The sequence below is a fragment of the Kitasatospora sp. NPDC041988 genome (assembly GCF_055588525.1).
Window position 1 is genome coordinate 139,951 of the sequence record NZ_JBVJCO010000010.1, and the last position, 14,608, is coordinate 154,558.

The following is a 14,608-nucleotide window of genomic DNA, read 5'->3' on the forward strand; positions in this document are numbered from 1 at the left end:
TTGTGGTCCCCGGCTCAGGTATCAGGTGGAGTAGGCGCTGTTCTCGTGCACGTAGTCCGCGGTGAGGTCGTTGGTCCACACCGTGGCGGCGGCCTCGCCGGCGTTCAGGCGGGCGGTGATCACGACCTCGCGGCCGGTCATGTCGACGAGGTCGCGGTCCTCCCCCACGCTGCCGTCCTTGCAGACCCAGACACCGTTGATGGCGACGTCGAGGCGGTCCGGGTCGAAGGCGGCGGAGGTGGTGCCGATCGCGGCCAGGACGCGGCCCCAGTTCGGGTCCTCGCCGTGGATGGCGCACTTGAGCAGGTTGTTGCGGCCGATCACGCGGGCGACGTCGACGGCCTCCTCCTCGCTGGCGGCGGCGGTCACGTCGATCCGGATGTCCTTGCCGGCGCCCTCGGCGTCGCCGATCAGCTGGCGGGCGAGGTCGGCGCAGACCGTGTGGACGGCCTCGTCGAACTCGGCCTGCCCCGGGGTGACGCCGGAGGCGCCGGAGGCGAGCAGCAGCACGGTGTCGTTGGTCGACATGCAGCCGTCGGAGTCGATCCGGTCGAAGGTGGTGCGGGTGGCGCCGCGCAGCGAGGCGTCCAGGGCGGCGGCGTCGAGGTCGGCGTCGGTGGTGAGGACGACCAGCATGGTGGCCAGGCCCGGGGCGAGCATGCCGGCGCCCTTGGCCATGCCGCCGACCGTCCAGCCGCCCTTCGTCACCTGGGCGGTCTTGTGGACGGTGTCGGTGGTCTTGATGGCGATCGCGGCGGCCTCGCCGCCGGTCGCGCTGAGCTCCCGGGCGGCGAGGGTGACGCCGGGCAGCAGGATGTCCATCGGGAGGCGGACGCCGATCAGGCCGGTGGAGGCGACGGCGACCTCGCCGGCGTTCAGCTTCAGCTCCTCGGCGGCCTTCTCCGCGGTGGCGTGGGTGTCCTGGAAGCCGAGCGGTCCGGTACAGGCGTTGGCGCCACCGGAGTTGAGGACGACCGCGGACAGCACGCCGCCCTTGAGGACCTGCTCGGACCAGAGGACGGGGGCGGCCTTGACCCGGTTGGAGGTGAAGACGCCGGCCGCGGCGAGCGAGGGGCCGTCGTTGACGACCAGGGCGAGGTCCGGGGTGCCGGAGGCCTTGATTCCGGCGGTGACGCCGGCGGCGCGGAAGCCCTTGGCGGCGGTCACGCCGACGTTGACGTTCTTGGTCACGGTGCGACTCCGTTCACGGGAAGGCCGAGCTCCTCGGGCAGGCCGAGGGCGATGTTCATGCTCTGCACCGCGCCGCCGGCGGTGCCCTTGACCAGGTTGTCGATCGCGCTGATCGCGATGATCCGCCCGGCGGTCTCGTCCAGGGCGACCTGGATCAGGGCGGCGTTCGAGCCGTAGACGCTGCTGGTCTGCGGCCACTGGCCCTCGGGCAGCAGGCGGACGAAGGGCTCGCCGGCGAACGCCTCGGCGTAGGCGGCGCGCAGGCTCTCGTTCGTCACACCGGGCTTCGCCTTGGCGGAGCAGGTGGCGAGGATGCCGCGCGGCATCGGCACGAGGGTCGGGGTGAAGGAGACGGTGACCTGCTCGCCCGCGAGCGGGGTCAGGTTCTGCGACATCTCCGGGGTGTGCCGGTGGACGCCGCCCACGCCGTAGGCGCTGACGTTGCCCATGACCTCGCTGCCGAGCAGGTGGGTCTTGGCCGCCTTGCCGGCGCCGGAGGTGCCGGAGGCGGCGACGATGACGGCCTCGGGCTCGGCGAGCTTCGCCGCGTACGCCGGGAAGAGCGCGAGCGAGACGGCGGTCGGGTAGCAGCCGGGCACGGCGATCCGGTTGGAGCCCTTGAGCGCGGCGCGGTGGCCGGGCAGCTCGGGCAGGCCGTACGGCCAGGTGCCGGCGTGCGCGGAACCGTAGAACTGCTCCCAGTCGGCCGCGGCCCTGAGCCGGAAGTCGGCCCCGCAGTCGACGATCAGCACGTTGCCGCCGAGCGCCTCGGCGACCGCGGCGGACTGGCCGTGCGGCAGCGCCAGGAAGACCACGTCGTGGTCGGCCAGCACCTCGGGGGTGGTGGGCTCCAGGACCCGGTCGGCGAGCGGGAGCAGGTGCGGCTGCAGCGCGCCGAGCCTGGTGCCCGCGTTCGAGCCGCCCGTCAGCGCCCCGATCTCCACCTCCGGGTGGCCGAGCAGCAGGCGCAGCACCTCACCGCCCGCGTATCCGCTCGCGCCGGCGACGGCGACTCGCAATGCCATGGCGTTCCCTCCTTAGTCGTGGCATGAATATACGCAGCACGGAACATTCATGCAAGGAGTATGCGACGGACCCACCCCGGGCGGGGACCGGCCGGGTCAGCGCTTGACGGCTCGCAGGACGACGAACTTGGGGTTTCCGGCGACGAGTTGGCAGTTGCCGAAGAGCCGGCGGAGCTTGACGTGGTAGCCGAGATGGCGGTTGCCGACGACCCAGAGTTCGCCGCCGGGGCGCAGGGCGCGGCGGGCGCCGGTGAACATGCGCCAGGCGGTGGCGTCGGTGGTGGCCTGATGGGAGTGGAACGGCGGGTTGTTGAGGACGAGGTCGACCGAGCCCGGCGGGACGGCCTCGGTGGCGAGGGCGTCGGCGGTGAGGAACGCGGCGGGCGCGTCCGGGCCGAGGTTGGCGCGGAAGGTGGCCTCGGCGGAGGCGACGGCCTGGTGCGACTCGTCCACGAAGACCAGCTCCGCGCCGGGGTTCGCCAGCGCCGCGGCGGTGCCGACCACCCCGTTGCCGCAGCCGAGGTCGACGACGCGGGCACCGGCGGCGGCGGTGGGGAGGTGGCCGAGGAAGAAGCGGGTGCCGATGTCGAGACGCTCGGCGCAGAAGGTGCCGGCGTGGTTGACCACGGTGCGGCCGGCCGCCGGGCCGATGTCGCCGGGCAGCGCATAGGAGTGCGGCCACGGGTTGGGGCCGGGGTCGAGCGCCGGGTCGGGGGTGCAGAAGACCAGCCGGGCCTTGCGGACGGCGAGCGAGGTGCGGGTCGGGCCGAGGATGCGCTCGAAGAGCTGGAGCGTGGAGGTGTGGATCTCGGTGACCATGCCGGTGCCGACCACCACCGTGCCCGGGTGGACGGCCGGGGCCAGGCGGTGCAGCTGGTCCTCCAGCAGCGCGAGGCTCTTCGGGACGCGGACCAGCAGGACGTCGACGCGCCCGGGCGGGGTGTCGCGGGTGGTGAGCAGCCGGGCGAGGTTGGGGGCGGCGCCGGCCCGGGCGAGGTTGGCCAGGGTGGCCTGCCGGCCGAGGTGCGAGTCGCCGATCTGGACGGGGGCGTGGGCGGCCAGCGCCGTCGTCAGGGCGCCCCAGCGGTCGCCGAGGACGACGACGGTGCGGCCGGTGAGCTCGGTGGCCCCGCCCTGCGCGCTGTCGGCCTCGCCGGCGAGGTGGCGCAGCAGGTACTCGTCGGCGGCGTCCCAGGCGCGCAGCCGCTCGCGCGGGTCCTCCGGATAGCGGGTGAGGTCGAAGGTGCCCCACGGGGTGGTGAAGGGGGTGGCGGCGGCAGGCGTGCTGAGGCGGTTCATCGTGCTCTCAGGCTAGCCGACCGCCGGGCGCGGGCCGTCCGGGCGGCTGATACTGGAGGGGCCCGACCGGAAGGGTCTGACCGGAAGGGGTTGGGCATGGACTGGAAGCTCGAAGTGGTGGTGGTCCCGGTGTCCGACGTGGACCGGGCCAAGGTCTTCTACGAGGAGCAGGCCGGCTTCACCGTCGACCACGACACCCGGATCCGGGACGGGGTGCGGGTGGTCCAGCTGACGCCGCCCGGCTCGGGCTGCTCGATCGTGCTGGGCACCGGCGTGACGGACGCGCCGCCGGGCTCGCTGAAGGGACTCCAACTGGTGGTGACGGACATCGACCGGGCGCACGGCGAGCTGGTCGCGCGCGGGGTACAGGTGAGCCCGGTCCAGCACTTCGAGGCCGGGGCCCGGGTGGACGGGCACGGCGGGGAGTGGAACTCGTTCGTCTTCTTCAGCGATCCGGACGGCAACGGCTGGGCGGTCCAGGAGTCGCCGCCCGCCTAGGGCTCTGAGCCCACGGCCGGGCCCGCGGCTCCATCCATGGGCCCGGCGGAGCTCGGTAGGCCCGGAGGGGCTCGGTAGGCTCGGAGGATGGTCGAAGACGAGGGAAGCGTCCGGGTGGACAGCTGGATCTGGTCCGTGCGGCTCACCAAGACGCGGGCACTGGCGGCGGCCGCGTGCCGGGCCGGGCACGTGAAGGTGAACGGGGAGCGGGCCAAGCCCGCGCAGGCCTTGAAGCCCGGGGACGAGGTCCGGGTGCGCCAGGAGGGGTACGAGCGGGTCGTCGTGGTGACGAAGCTGGTCCGCAAGCGGGTCGGGGCGGGCGTCGCGGCCGAGTGCCTGGTGGACAACAGCCCGCCGCGGCCGCCGCGCGAGCTGCTGTCGGCGGCCGGCGAGCGGGACCGGGGCGCCGGGCGGCCCACCAAGCGGGACCGGCGCGAGCTGGACGACCTGCGGCGGCGGTAGCCGGCGCCCGGCCGGCGGGTTCAGGCCCGCCGGCCGGGCCGGCGGATCAGGGCGCCGGGCCGGCCAGGCGGGCCGGTCAGGCGGGCCAGTCAGGCGGGTCAGGCCGGCGGGTCAGGCCGGCGGGTCAGGCCGCGGTGTCGGTGAGGACCTTCACCAGGAAGGCGTCCAGGTTGGCCACCGTGCGGGCGATCTGCTCCTCCTGCGACAGCGACTCCTCCGGCCGGCTGACCAGGGCCGACTGCTTCAGCCCGCGCACGTAGAGCGAGCACGCCAGGTCCGCGCAGATGTAGGTGCCGACCGTGTTCCCCTCGCGCCCGGCGACGCCCGCCCGGCGGGCCGCGAGCAGCGCGACGCCGGAGCCCGCGTGGGTGGAGATGCAGAACGAGCAGACGTTGCTCATCCGCAGGCTGCGGCGCACCGAGGGCACCCGCAGCGTGATGCCGACCGGCTCGCCGTCGTGCTCGGCGACCAGATAGCCGCGGTCGGGCGCGCCCTGATCCCGCCAGCCGAGGAAGTCCAGCTGATCCCAGGGGAGTTCGGCCAGGCCCCGAGGCAGATTGAGCCGACGGGCCTCGCCCTTGGAGCAGTTGACGAAGGAACCGCGGATCTCGTTCTCGCTCAGGGGTTTCATGTCGCGGAAGCTAACACCGCTCCGCGCGGGGTGTCGCGTCATTATCCGCCGGAGTGTCCCGCTACCGGACGGGACGGGCGGCCTGGAGGGCGAGCCGGCATGGGGCGTCGTCGCCGATCCGGGTGAGCAGGTCGTCCAGCTCCAGGAAGACCTCCCAGGGCTCGCGGCGGCCGGCGGTCGCGAGCCGGTCGACCACCCGGTCCTCCAGGTCGCGCACCCGGCTGTTCTTCCACGCCTTGTCGGCGAGGCTCACCAGCAGGTCCTCGACGGTGGTGCCCTGCTCGCCCCAGCGCGCGTGGGTGCGGGCGAACCGGGCCAGCCGCTCGGGGACGCCGTGGGCGAGCAGCAGCTCGTACCCGGCGGGCTCGTGGGCGGAGCCGGGCGCGGAGAGCTCCTCGCGGTGAACGGCCTTGCCGATGTCGTGGGTGGCGGCACCGAACAGCACCGCCTCCCGGTCCAGCGCGAGACCGGGGCAGGCGGCAGCGCACCAGTCGGCGAGGGTCTCCGCGACCTGGTGGACCAGGCCGAGGTGGGCGACCAGCCGGGGCGGCGCGCCGACGGCCTCCAGCAGGCGGGCGGCGGCCGCGGGCAGCGGCGGGATGTCGGTCACGGGCGCAGGGTAACCCGGGCGGGTGAAAACTCGTCGGCTGACGGATTGTCAGTGGCGGGGGTTAGTGTCCGGGTGGATGGGGACGCGAGTCGGTCCCGGCGCCCGGAGGGGAGGCGCCGGGGCCGGCCGCGGGCAGGCGATGTACGGACAACAGGCGTACGGCCCTATGGCGTTCGGCCCGGCGGCATGCGGTCCGGCGACGTACGGCTCGACATCGTAGGACAACAGGCGTACGGCCCGGCGACGTACGGCTCGACGTCGTACGGACAACGGGCGTACGGCCCGGCGACGTACGGCTGAAGGGCGCACGACTGAACGGCGCCGTCGGGAAGCCGTACGGCTCAGCGCTTGAACGCGACGCCCGCGTACGCCGAGACGTCCTGCCAGCCCTCGGGCAGGTCGCCGGTCGGGACGTGCCCGCCCTCGGGGCGCCAGAGCGGGAGCTGGACGAGGCCGGGGCCGGCGAACTCGAAGTCCCCGAAGAACGGTTCGACGGCGGCGCGCGGGCGCAGCACCAGCGGGGCGCTGGCGCTCTTGTAGATCCGGGCGCCCTCGGCCGCGCTCTCCCGGGAGGCGAAGTCGGGGCTGCCGTGCGACAGGATCAGCACGCTGCCGGGGGCGAGCGCGTCGCGCAGGGTGCGGACTATCGCCTCGGCGCCGTCCTCGTCGCGGATGAAGTGCAGGACGGCGACGAGCATCAGGGCCACCGGCTCGCCGAGGTCGACGGCGGCGTGCAGGCCCGGGTGGTCGAGGATCGCGGCGGGCTCGCGCAGGTCGGCCTCGATCACCGAGGTGGGGCCGGCCGGGTGGTTGGCCAGCAGGGCGCGGGCGTGGGTGGCGACGATCGGGTCGTTGTCGACGTACACCACCCGGGCGTCCGGGGCGCACCGCTGGGCGACCTCACTGGTGGAGCCGACGGCGGGGATGCCGGTGCCTATGTCGAGGAACTGGCGGATGCCCTGGCCGGCCGCGAACTCGACTGCGCGGCGGAGGAATTCGCGGTTGGTGCGGGCCAGCAGCGGCAACGCCGGGTAGGCGGCGATGGCGGCCTCGGCGGCCTTGCGGTCGGCCTCGAAGTTGTCCTTGCCGCCGAGGTAGTAGTCGTACATCCGGGCGGTGTGCGGGATGCCCGTGTCCAGCTCGGTCGGCGGCTGCCAGTCGTCGGCCCGTACCCAGTCCCAGTCGGTGCCGACGCCCGTGTCGGTCGTCGCCGCAGCGGTGTCCTCGTGCATCGTGTTCCGCCCCCTATGCCTGACTGCCGGAATGCCTGCCCGTCGCGGTGCGTGTACCACCACGTGGTGCGCCGCGATCGTATCCGACGACTCGCCGTGGAAACAGCGCGAGTTCAGGTTTCCGCAGGCCCCCACGGGTGGTGTGTGTGCACGTCAACGGCGGTCCGGGCACGGCCTCGAATCGCCCCGGCGATTCGCCGTCTCTATGCTGGCTGCCGATGACTGCCGACCGGATGACCGCCGACCGCCGCACCGTCCTGCGCGCCGCCGCCCGACTGGCCGCCGTCGCCGCCGGCGGCGCGCTGCTCAGCGCCTGCGGCAGCACCGGCTCGCGCCGGGCCGACCCGGGGGCGCTCGCCGTCCACCCCGGCACCGTCCAGCCGGGCGGCGAGGACCCGGCCGCCGTGGACCCGGCCTGGGCGGGCGGCGAGGGCCCGGCCTCCCCCGCCCCGACCGCGCCCGCCACCACCACGCCCTCGCCCGACCCGGCGGCGGCCCCCGCCGCCGCCAGCGCGCCGCCGTCCCCGCCGGTGCTCCCTCCACTCGCCCCCGGCACCCCGGCCGAGGTCGCGTACGGGCCGCGCACCGGCAAGAACGTCGCCCTGACCTTCCACGGCAGCGGCGACCCGAAGCTGGCCACCACCCTGCTGGAGATCGCCGAGCAGCGCGGCGCCAAGCTGACCGTGATGGCCGTCGGCAGCTGGCTGGACCAGCAGCCGCAGATGGCCCGGCGCATCCTGGACGGCGGCCACGAGCTGGGCAACCACACCCAGAACCACCAGAACATCTCCGCCATGACCGCCGACCAGGCGCGGGCCGAGATCGCCCAGTGCGCGGAGCGGATCCAGCGGCTCACCGGCTCGATCGGCCGCTGGTTCCGCCCGTCCGCCGCCCAGTACGCCACGCCGATGGTCCGTGAGCAGGCCAAGGCGGTCGGCTACGAGCACGTGCTCTCCTTCGACGTCGACCCGCGCGACTACAACGACCCGAGCGCGGCCGAGTTGCAGCGCCGGGTGCTCGGCTCGGTGAAGGGCGGCTCGGTGGTCGCCCTGCACATGGGCCACCAGTGCACAGTGGACGCGCTGCCGGGCATCCTGGACGGCCTCGCCAAGGCGGGCCTGAAGCCGGTCACCGCCAGCCAGCTCTGCTCCTGACGCCCCGCATCCGCGCGGCGGCCCGTGCGATGCTGCGGGCATGCGCTACATCATCATCGGGGCGGGTGCGGTGGGCGGCACGATCGGTGCCCGGCTGCACGAGGGCGGACACGACGTGGTCCTGGTGGCGCGCGGCGCGCATCTGGCGGCGCTGCGCGGCGCCGGGCTGCGGTTCGGGACGCCGGAGGGTTTCCGCACCCTGCGGATCCCGGTCGCGGCCGGGCCCGAGGACGTCGGACTGCGCCCGGACGACGTGCTGCTGCTCGCCGTCAAGACCCAGGACACCCCCGCCGCGCTGGCCGCCTGGGCGCCGCGCCCGGTGGCCGGCGGCGGCACGGCGGGCGAACGGCTGCCGCTGGTCTGCGCGCAGAACGGGGTGGAGAACGAGCGGCTCGCGCTGCGGGTCTTCCGGCAGGTGCTGGCGATGTGCGTCTGGCTGCCGTCCGGCTACCTGGAGCCGGGAGTGGTCACCGCCGCCGGGACGCCGCTGAGCGGGGTGCTGCGCCTCGGCGGGTACCCCTGCGGCGACGGCGGCGAGCGGGCCGCGGCCATCGCCGCCGACCTGGCGAGGTCCTGCTTCAGCGCGCCGGTCGACCCCGAGGTGATGCGCTGGAAGTACACCAAGCTGCTCGGCAATGCCGGCAACGCGCTGGACGCGGTGGCCGGCTCGCGCGAGGGCGAACCGCACAGCGGCCTCCAGCAGCGGGTGATGGCGGAGGGCGCGGCCGTGCTGGCCGCCGCCGGCATCGCCCACCACGACCCGGCCGAGCAGGCCCGGCTGGTCGGGGAGCTGATGGAGCTGAAGCCGGTGCCGGGGGCCGAGCGCGGTGGCAGCTCGTCCTGGCAGAGCCTGGCGCGCGGCACCGGCTCGATCGAGGCGGACCATCTGAACGGCGAGATCGTGCTGCTGGGCCGCCTGCACGGGGTGCCGGCCCCGCTCAACGAGTCGCTGCAACGGCTCGCCAACGAGTTCGCCCGCACCGGGCGCCGACCGGGCTCGCTCACCGGGGAAGAGCTGGCGGCCCTGGTGGAGCTCTAGGGCGTCTCGGGCGTCCCAGGTGTCTCAGCCCATCGGGTCCTCGGGCCCGTACGTGCGCAGCCGCAGGGTGCGGGCGTCGGAGGCGCGGATCTCCTCCGCGCGGGCGACCAGCTCCTCCAGGTTGTCGCGCCCGGCGTGGATGAACCGGCCGTGCAGGGCGTCGAAGCGGCCGCGGGCGGCGTCCACGGTGACCGCGACCATGTACGGGATGGAGCCCCAGGTCTTCATGGACCGGAACATCGGCATGCCGGCGGTCATGTCGGTGGCGACCGCGCCCGGGCTGATGTCGAGCACCACGACCTGGTGCTCGGCGAGCGAGTCGGCCATGTTGTCGGAGAGCTGGAGCAGTGCGCCCTTGGAGGTGGCGTACGCGGTGTAGTGGCCGTCGGGGCGCAGCGCGAAGCCGGAGTTGAGGTTGACGACCCGGCCCCGGCGGCGTTCGACCATGCCGGGCAGGACGCAGCGCAGCAGGTTGTAGGGGCCGCGCAGGTTGGTCTCGATCACCTGCCACCACTGGTTGGCGTCGGTCTCCCAGAGCGGGACCTCGGCGCCGTCGACCTGGCCGGCGTTGTTGACCAGCAGGTCGATCGGGCCGAGGTCGCGCTCGACGACCCGGACCGCCTCGCGGACCGAGCCGGGCCGGGTGACGTCCGCGGTGACGGCGACGCCGCGGGCGCCGTGCCGGGCGCACTCCTTGAGGGTGTCGGTGAGGGTCTGGTGCGTGCGGCCGACCAGGCCGACGGCCATGCCCTCGGCGGCGAGGCCGACGGCGATCTCGCGGCCGATGCCCCGGCCGGCTCCGGTGACCAGGGCGACCTGTCCTGTGAGCGATCCCGTTGCCATCCCCGACTCCCTTCGCCTGCCACCGGTTCCCCTGCCACCAGCCTTCGCCTGCCCCGGCCGGCCCGCATTCCGTCCGGCCCGCGTTCCGTCCGGCCCGCATTCTGTCCGCCCCCGGGGGGTGCCCGGCCCCGGGCGCACGGGTTCCGTCCGCCGCATCACCCGTCCGGCGGAGCCGCCCGGCGGGCCGGTCCAGCCTGGGAGGGGATGACCTACCCGCCGGTACGGAGTAGTAACGTCGTCGGGGCGGTGCACCGGTGCACGCATTCCGGTGCACCCTCCCGCTGAACAGCAGCTTGCTGGGACACCTGTCGCTGGGGCCGCACCCCCAGCACCACCGAAGGGCAACTGAGTGAGTGACATCGCGCGCGTCGGAGTGATCGGCTGCGGCCTGATGGGGTCGGGCATCGCGGAGGTGTTCGCCCGGGCGGGGCTGGACGTCCTGGTGTCGGAGGCCAGCGGGGAGGCCCTGGAGTTCGGCCGCACCCGGCTGACCAACTCCCTGGAGACGGCCGTCAAGCGGGGCAAGCTGACCATCGAGCAGCGCGACGACGCGCTGGCCCGGCTGACCTTCACCACCGACCTCGCCGACTTCGCCGACCGTGACCTGGTCGTCGAGGCGGTCGCCGAGCGTGAGGACATCAAGGTCCAGATCTTCCAGACGCTGGACCAGGTGGTCGAGCGCCGGGACGCCATCCTCGCCTCCAACACCTCGTCGATCCCGATCGTGAAGCTGGCCGCCGCCACCTCGCGCCCGGAGCAGGTGATCGGCCTGCACTTCTTCAACCCGGCGCCGGTGCAGAAGCTGGTCGAGGTGATCCCCACCCTGACCACCTCGGCCGCGACCACCGAGCGGGTCGAGACCTTCGCCACCCAGGTGCTCGCCAAGGAGCCGATCCGCGCCCGCGACCGGGCCGGCTTCGTGGTGAACGCCCTGCTGGTGCCGTACCTGCTCTCCGCGGTGCGGATGTTCGAGTCGGGCGTGGCGACCGCCTCCGACATCGACAAGGGCATGGAGGCCGGCTGCGCCCACCCGATGGGCCCGCTGCGGCTGTGTGACCTGATCGGTCTGGACACCATCGTCTCGATCGCCGAGTCGATGTACGACGAGTACAAGGAGCCCCTGTACGCGGCTCCCCCGCTGCTCTCCCGGATGGTCGACGCGGGCCTGCTGGGCCGCAAGTCGGGCCGCGGCTTCTACGACTACACCGCCGGCGCCTGACCGACGCGCCGAGGGGGCGGGGAGGCCCGGGGCCTCCCCGCCCCTTCGGCATGCCCGGGCGTCAGCTGTTGATGCTGTAGCTGTCGCCGTAGACCTTCCACTTGAGCGGCGGGTTCAGGTCGAAGTTCCTGGCGTTGAGGAAGACCAGCTGCTCGGTGTCGACGCGGCTGGTGTCCGAGTGCGCCTCCTCGGTCTTCATCGCGGCGCGGCGGGCGTCCAGGAAGGCCTTGAGGTAGGTGGCCTCGTCGCCGCCCTGGGCGGGGGTCTTGGCCTTCTTCATCGCGGTCTTGCGGATGCCGCCGAAGCTGGTCGAGTCGGTGCCGGGGCCGTGCATGACGATGGCGTCGTAGTAGGCGAACTGGCCGAGCGCGCGCAGGCCGTCGGCCTTGGCCTGGTTGACGGCGGGGTTGAAGTAGACGCGGTCGCGCTCGTCGTTCTGGGCCCGCTGGAAGACGGTGTCCTTGGCGGCGGTGGCCCAGTCCTTCTCGAAGGCGGAGCCGAGGCCGGCGTGCGACTCGGTGCCGTTGACCTTGCGCAGGGCAGGCAGGTACTTGGCGAGGACGTTGCCGGGCTTGAGGTCGGTGTAATGCTCGACCAGGTCGAGCATGTCGCCGGTACCGGAACAGAATCCGATGATGCCGGCGGTGTAGCCGCGACCGTCCTTGATGTCCTCGATGTACTTGTACTGGGCCTTCCAGTCCAGCGAGGAGTTCTCGGCGCTGGACACCAGCTGCATCGCGATGTCCTTCTTGTGCGGGTCGTCCAGGCCGGCGGCCTTGACCTGGACGACGGCCGCGGCCGGGGCCGCCGCGTGGGCGGCCCCGGCGGCCACGACGGTGGCGGGGGCGGCCACCAGCAGGGCGGCGAGGGCTATGCGTACGGTGCGGTGCTGACGGTGCATCTGACGCTCCGTGTCCGTGGGGGCGGGCAGGGGGTACCCGCCGCAAGGGAGTTAGGAAACTTTCCTAACTAAGAGATAGCGTCGGCGATCGCCGGTCCGCAAGAGTTTTGACGGAATCTCTTCAAGCCCGTACGGAACACCCAGGTCAGAGCGCCCTGCGCCGCACCCACCAGACGGTAGCCGCGCAGACCGCCACCGCGAGGGCCGCCATCCAGCCGAACTCGATGAACTGGAACGACCAGTAGCGGGAGCCCGGTTGGAAGACCTCGTGCACGGCGTAGCCGCCGTCGCGCACCAGCTTCTCCCCGTCGTAGAAGCCGTTGCCGAGGCTGTAGAACTCCCGGCTGCCGATCCGGTTGCCGGACGGATCGGTGAACCACGCGGTCGGCGCCCAGCGATGGTCGACCGAGTTCTGCACCAGCGTGTGGACGGTGTCCTGGAGCGGCGTCCGGTAGTGGAACCGCACGGACTCCGCGACCAGCGTGGTCACCACTGAGGCCCCGACCCCGATCCCGACGGCGGCCACCGTCCGCCGCAGCACCGCACCGGCGAAGGCCGAGATCGCGAAGACCAGCAGCACCCGGCCGGCCAGGGCCGGCGCCGAGCCCGCGAACAGCAGCGGGTTGAACCGGCCCGACTGCTCGGCCTGCGGCTCGCTCCACCAGTCGAACACCAGCCCCAGCAACGCCGACCCGGCCGCCGACACCACGCCGGCCAGGGCCAGCCCGGTGGCCGTCCAGCGGCCGCGGCCGGCCCCCTGCGTCCAGGCGAAGCGGAACGTGCCGTGCTCGAACTCCCGCGCCAGCAGCGGCCCGCCGACGAACGCACCGACCGAGCCCCCGAGGAAGTAGAGGATGTTGCCGCCGACGAGCAGCTCGGTGCCGTACTCGCGCAGGAAGTCCTTCCACAGCCGGTTGCACGCCTCGGAGGTCTGGTCGCAGCCCGCCGCCCCGGAGCGGTCGAAAGCCGCGTGCATGAACCATCCGCTGACCAGCAACAACACGGCGCCCGCGGTGATCACCCCGAGCAGGGTGAGCAGCCCGGCGCGGTGGCGCAGCCAGGTCGCGCGCAGGACACCTCCCCGGGGAAGGCGGGTGGACACGGCGGTGATCGTGCTCACGACTGCAGGACCCTCTCGTTCGAACGGACGGCCCCGCGCGGGCCGGGTAGTGCGGAGGAGGCCGGCTCGCGCAGGTAGGCGAGTACCAACTCCTCCAGACCGATGTGCTGTTGGCGCCAGTTGCCACCCACCTGGGCGTCCGCGCCGCCGGTGCGCACCAGGAGGTGGGACTGGGCGCCGGCCCGGCGGTCGCGTACCACCGGCACCGTCGCGGCGACCTCGTCGGCCTCGGCGGTGGGGCCGGTGAGCATCCGGTGGCCGCCCACCAGGTCGTCCACCTCCCCGGCGACCTGGACCCGGCCGCCGCCGAGGACCACCAGGTAGTCGCAGGTCTGCTCCAGCTCGGCGACGGCGTGCGAGGAGAACAGCACCGAGAGGCCGTCCTCGGCGACGGCGGTCAGCAGGACGGCCATGAAGTCGTGCCGGGCGAGCGGGTCGAGGGCGGCCAGGGGCTCGTCCAGGAGCAGCAGTTCGGGTCGCTTGGCGAGGGCGAGGGCGAGCGAGACCTGGGCCTGCTGGCCGCCGGAGAGCCGCCCGTACCGGCGGTCGAGCGGGATGCCGAGGCCGTCCAGATGGGTGCGGGCGCGGGCGTCGTCCCAGCGCCGATTGAGGCAGCGGCCCATCCGCAGCAGGTCGCGGACGGCCAGGCCCGGGTAGAGCGCGGCGCTCTGGGCGACGAAGCCGATCCGGTCCAACGCGCCGGGTGAGCCGGGGAGTTCGCCGCCGAGCACGCTCAGGGCGCCCTCGGTGGGGGCGGTCAGGCCGGCGGCCAGGTTGAGCAGGGTCGTCTTGCCGGCGCCGTTCGGGCCGACCAGGGCGACGACGTGCCCGGCCGGGAGGGCGAGATGGCAGTCCCGCAGCGCCCAGGAGCGGCGGTAGCGCTTGCCCAGCCCGCCGCAGTCGATCACCGTGTCCGGTGCCATCACGCCACCACCCCGTCGTCCCCGTTCCGAAGGTCGCGCAGTGCGTCCTCGAACACCGCGGCCATCCCCTCCTCGTCCAGCCCGGCCGCCCGAGCGGTGCGCAGCCAGTCGAGCAGCCCCCGTCGCAGCGCGGCCCGTTCGCGCAGCGGCACGACGCCGGCGGGCAGCCCGCGGACGAAGGTGCCCTGGCCGCGCCGGCCCGCGGCGAGCCCCCGGTGTTCCAGCTCGCGGTACGCCTTGAGCACCGTGTTGGGGTTGATCGCCAGCCCGGCCACCACCTCGCGCACCCGGGGCAGCCGGTCGCCCTCCGCCAGCCAGCCCATCCGCAGCGCCTGTTCGACCTGCTGCACCAGTTGCAGGTAGGTCGGGACGCCGGAGGCCGGGTCCAGGCGGAACTCGATCGGGGAGGGCTGGTCCCCCGGTTCTGTTTTATCTACTTCCATAGTTAATGAGTTAAGGAA

16 protein-coding genes are annotated in these 14,608 nt (G+C 73.6%); 5 read left to right on the top strand and 11 right to left on the bottom strand.

Annotated features, from left to right (window positions below):
* Positions 1-21: 21 nt before the first annotated feature.
* The 3 genes from argJ to ACZ6NC_RS13165 form a co-directional block, all read right to left on the bottom strand.
* Complete coding sequence (gene argJ, locus ACZ6NC_RS13155; protein WP_465731982.1) at positions 22-1,191, bottom strand: bifunctional glutamate N-acetyltransferase/amino-acid acetyltransferase ArgJ; 1,170 nt, start codon at positions 1,189-1,191, stop codon at positions 22-24.
* The gene (gene argC, locus ACZ6NC_RS13160) at positions 1,188-2,216 is read right to left on the bottom strand and encodes an N-acetyl-gamma-glutamyl-phosphate reductase (RefSeq protein ID WP_465731984.1); all 1,029 of its coding nucleotides are present in this window, start codon (positions 2,214-2,216) and stop codon (positions 1,188-1,190) included. The genes argJ and argC overlap by 4 nt, the downstream gene beginning before the upstream one ends.
* Before the next feature lie 96 nt (positions 2,217-2,312).
* Positions 2,313-3,515 carry a methyltransferase gene (locus ACZ6NC_RS13165; RefSeq protein WP_465731986.1) on the bottom strand — a complete coding sequence of 401 codons (1,203 nt, stop codon included), beginning with the start codon at positions 3,513-3,515 and terminating at the stop codon, positions 2,313-2,315.
* 96 nt (positions 3,516-3,611) lie between these two features.
* On the opposite strand from ACZ6NC_RS13165, the gene ACZ6NC_RS13170 reads away from it, so the two are divergent.
* On the top strand, positions 3,612-4,013 hold the full coding sequence (locus tag ACZ6NC_RS13170; RefSeq protein WP_465731988.1) for a VOC family protein: 402 nt from the start codon (positions 3,612-3,614) through the stop codon (positions 4,011-4,013).
* Between the two features lie 87 nt (positions 4,014-4,100).
* Positions 4,101-4,475, top strand: a complete 375-nt coding sequence (locus tag ACZ6NC_RS13175) for an RNA-binding S4 domain-containing protein (protein WP_465731990.1) — start codon at positions 4,101-4,103, stop codon at positions 4,473-4,475.
* Between the two features lie 124 nt (positions 4,476-4,599).
* Here the strand turns inward: ACZ6NC_RS13175 and ACZ6NC_RS13180 are convergent, their stop codons facing one another.
* From ACZ6NC_RS13180 to ACZ6NC_RS13190, 3 genes are all read right to left on the bottom strand, one after another.
* Positions 4,600-5,106: an FBP domain-containing protein gene (locus ACZ6NC_RS13180; protein ID WP_465731992.1), complete on the bottom strand. Its 507-nt coding sequence runs from the start codon at positions 5,104-5,106 to the stop codon at positions 4,600-4,602.
* A 61-nt stretch (positions 5,107-5,167) separates the two neighbouring features.
* A complete protein-coding gene (locus ACZ6NC_RS13185; RefSeq protein WP_465731994.1) occupies positions 5,168-5,716 on the bottom strand; it encodes an HD domain-containing protein in 549 nt (182 codons plus the stop codon).
* A 341-nt stretch (positions 5,717-6,057) separates the two neighbouring features.
* Positions 6,058-6,948 carry an SAM-dependent methyltransferase gene (locus tag ACZ6NC_RS13190; protein WP_465731996.1) on the bottom strand — a complete coding sequence of 297 codons (891 nt, stop codon included), beginning with the start codon at positions 6,946-6,948 and terminating at the stop codon, positions 6,058-6,060.
* 218 nt (positions 6,949-7,166) lie between these two features.
* On the opposite strand from ACZ6NC_RS13190, the gene ACZ6NC_RS13195 reads away from it, so the two are divergent.
* Together ACZ6NC_RS13195 and ACZ6NC_RS13200 are read left to right on the top strand one after the other, a co-directional pair.
* Entirely contained in the window at positions 7,167-8,102 is a 936-nt protein-coding gene (locus ACZ6NC_RS13195) for a polysaccharide deacetylase family protein (RefSeq protein ID WP_465731998.1), read from the top strand.
* 40 nt (positions 8,103-8,142) lie between these two features.
* Complete coding sequence (locus ACZ6NC_RS13200; protein ID WP_465732000.1) at positions 8,143-9,141, top strand: ketopantoate reductase family protein; 999 nt, start codon at positions 8,143-8,145, stop codon at positions 9,139-9,141.
* Positions 9,142-9,165: 24 nt separating this feature from the next.
* On the opposite strand, the gene ACZ6NC_RS13205 is transcribed toward ACZ6NC_RS13200, so the two are convergent.
* Positions 9,166-9,984: an SDR family NAD(P)-dependent oxidoreductase gene (locus tag ACZ6NC_RS13205; RefSeq protein ID WP_465732002.1), complete on the bottom strand. Its 819-nt coding sequence runs from the start codon at positions 9,982-9,984 to the stop codon at positions 9,166-9,168.
* 349 nt (positions 9,985-10,333) lie between these two features.
* Between ACZ6NC_RS13205 and ACZ6NC_RS13210 the strand changes: the two genes are divergently transcribed.
* Complete coding sequence (locus ACZ6NC_RS13210) at positions 10,334-11,203, top strand: 3-hydroxybutyryl-CoA dehydrogenase (RefSeq protein ID WP_465732004.1); 870 nt, start codon at positions 10,334-10,336, stop codon at positions 11,201-11,203.
* 61 nt (positions 11,204-11,264) lie between these two features.
* Here the strand turns inward: ACZ6NC_RS13210 and ACZ6NC_RS13215 are convergent, their stop codons facing one another.
* From ACZ6NC_RS13215 to ACZ6NC_RS13230, 4 genes are all read right to left on the bottom strand, one after another.
* Positions 11,265-12,104, bottom strand: a complete 840-nt coding sequence (locus ACZ6NC_RS13215) for a chitosanase (RefSeq protein WP_465732006.1) — start codon at positions 12,102-12,104, stop codon at positions 11,265-11,267.
* A 145-nt stretch (positions 12,105-12,249) separates the two neighbouring features.
* Positions 12,250-13,224 (bottom strand): hypothetical protein, encoded by a 975-nt coding sequence (locus ACZ6NC_RS13220; RefSeq protein WP_465732008.1) that lies wholly within the window; start codon positions 13,222-13,224, stop codon positions 12,250-12,252.
* Positions 13,221-14,147, bottom strand: coding sequence for an ATP-binding cassette domain-containing protein (locus tag ACZ6NC_RS13225; RefSeq protein WP_465732010.1), 927 nt, complete (start codon positions 14,145-14,147; stop codon positions 13,221-13,223). Before ACZ6NC_RS13225 ends, ACZ6NC_RS13220 begins: the two co-directional genes overlap by 4 nt.
* Positions 14,147-14,590 carry a GntR family transcriptional regulator gene (locus ACZ6NC_RS13230; RefSeq protein WP_465732012.1) on the bottom strand — a complete coding sequence of 148 codons (444 nt, stop codon included), beginning with the start codon at positions 14,588-14,590 and terminating at the stop codon, positions 14,147-14,149. Before ACZ6NC_RS13230 ends, ACZ6NC_RS13225 begins: the two co-directional genes overlap by 1 nt.
* Positions 14,591-14,608: the final 18 nt, after the last annotated feature.

Excerpts from the sequence above, each read along its gene's own strand:
- ACZ6NC_RS13215 (WP_465732006.1), bottom strand. The coding sequence starts at position 12,104 with ATGCACCGTCAGCACCGCACCGTACGCATAGCCCTCGCCGCCCTGCTG.
- ACZ6NC_RS13195 (WP_465731998.1), top strand. The coding sequence starts at position 7,167 with ATGACTGCCGACCGGATGACCGCCGACCGCCGCACCGTCCTGCGCGCC.
- ACZ6NC_RS13190 (WP_465731996.1), bottom strand. The coding sequence starts at position 6,948 with ATGCACGAGGACACCGCTGCGGCGACGACCGACACGGGCGTCGGCACC.
- ACZ6NC_RS13175 (WP_465731990.1), top strand. The coding sequence starts at position 4,101 with ATGGTCGAAGACGAGGGAAGCGTCCGGGTGGACAGCTGGATCTGGTCC.
- argC (WP_465731984.1), bottom strand. The coding sequence starts at position 2,216 with ATGGCATTGCGAGTCGCCGTCGCCGGCGCGAGCGGATACGCGGGCGGT.
- ACZ6NC_RS13170 (WP_465731988.1), top strand. The coding sequence starts at position 3,612 with ATGGACTGGAAGCTCGAAGTGGTGGTGGTCCCGGTGTCCGACGTGGAC.
- ACZ6NC_RS13200 (WP_465732000.1), top strand. The coding sequence starts at position 8,143 with ATGCGCTACATCATCATCGGGGCGGGTGCGGTGGGCGGCACGATCGGT.
- ACZ6NC_RS13230 (WP_465732012.1), bottom strand. The coding sequence starts at position 14,590 with ATGGAAGTAGATAAAACAGAACCGGGGGACCAGCCCTCCCCGATCGAG.
- ACZ6NC_RS13165 (WP_465731986.1), bottom strand. The coding sequence starts at position 3,515 with ATGAACCGCCTCAGCACGCCTGCCGCCGCCACCCCCTTCACCACCCCG.
- ACZ6NC_RS13180 (WP_465731992.1), bottom strand. The coding sequence starts at position 5,106 with ATGAAACCCCTGAGCGAGAACGAGATCCGCGGTTCCTTCGTCAACTGC.
- ACZ6NC_RS13205 (WP_465732002.1), bottom strand. The coding sequence starts at position 9,984 with ATGGCAACGGGATCGCTCACAGGACAGGTCGCCCTGGTCACCGGAGCC.
- ACZ6NC_RS13225 (WP_465732010.1), bottom strand. The coding sequence starts at position 14,147 with ATGGCACCGGACACGGTGATCGACTGCGGCGGGCTGGGCAAGCGCTAC.